This is a genomic window from Nocardia sp. NPDC059228 (assembly GCF_042754245.1).
Taxonomy (GTDB): domain Bacteria; phylum Actinomycetota; class Actinomycetes; order Mycobacteriales; family Mycobacteriaceae; genus Nocardia.
In genome coordinates this window covers 1-1,017 of the sequence record NZ_JBHZAL010000194.1, presented here as the reverse complement: position 1 = coordinate 1,017, position 1,017 = coordinate 1, and the positions used below count along the sequence as shown (strand labels likewise).

The following is a 1,017-nucleotide window of genomic DNA, read 5'->3' as shown; positions in this document are numbered from 1 at the left end:
GCGGCCGGGTCACGGCGAGCAGCAGCGGCGCGGCCTGAGCGGTGGCGAGCGATCCCGCCCAGCCGCCCGCCAGCCCGTAGTCCTGGACGAGCACGGTCACCGTGACGGGCAGCAGCGCGGCGGCGAAGCCGAGGGCGACGACGTACGGGATGTAGCGCTGCCAGGGCTTCGCGGCGCGCGCCAGCAGCGGCTCGGTGGACGCGGCCGGGGTACGCAGCGCGCTGCCGAGCGAGCGCAGCGACTCACGGGCACGGGCGGTACGGGGCGCCGGGGCAGGGGGCGGGTCATCGGTACTCATGGCCGGTTCAGCGTATTAAGCCCGCGCGCCGGCGGCGTCATACCCAGGAGCCACACCCGGCCCCGTACCCCAGTAGGGGGTCCGCCCGCTACGCGCGTCACAGCTCGGCGAGCAGTTCCGCCTTCTTCGCGCTGAACTCGTCGTCCGTGACCAGTCCCGCCTCGTGCAGCTCGCCCAGGTGCCGGATCCGTTCGGCGATGTCGGCCGGGTCGCGGCGTTCCGACGCCATCACCGGCACCGGGACCGGTCCGGTGTCCAGGGCGGGGGCGGGCCCCGAGGCGCGTACGGCGGCCAGCACCGCCGCCGCGAACGGCAGCGACTCGTGGACCGGCCCGTAGCCGAGGCCGAAGACCACCGCCGCCGGGTCGTGGTCGGCCTGTGCGGGCTGCTCCTGGTCGCCCCGGCGCAGCAGCCGCAGGTAGCCGTCGAAGACCTCGGGGGAGCGCCACTCGACCCCGCACAGCTCGGTGACCGCGAACCGCTGGTCGCCCGCTTTCCACTTCGCCGACGACGCGCCCGTCCAGAACCAGCGGAAGGACACCTTGGACCCGTCGAAGGACGCCTTGCCGTCGTAGGCCTTGAAGTGCAGCGGCGCCGGGGGAGCGTCCACCAGATAGTCGTCGGCCGGCTCCTGCCCGCCGGACGGCCCGTGGCGGCTGATCGACGTCGACGACCTGGGGGTCGGTGTCCCGGCCTGGGACCTGGCCCGCCCCGCCTCC

At 74.9% G+C, this 1,017-nt stretch carries 1 protein-coding gene and 1 pseudogene; both read right to left on the bottom strand.

The annotated features are described in order from the left end of the window. Positions 1-298 (bottom strand): annotated as a pseudogene (locus tag ACFXKA_RS43440) (sensor histidine kinase); the annotation flags it as partial. Between the two features lie 97 nt (positions 299-395). Then, positions 396-839, bottom strand: coding sequence for a DUF4429 domain-containing protein (locus tag ACFXKA_RS43435; protein ID WP_379431975.1), 444 nt, complete (start codon positions 837-839; stop codon positions 396-398). Positions 840-1,017 lie beyond the last annotated feature (178 nt).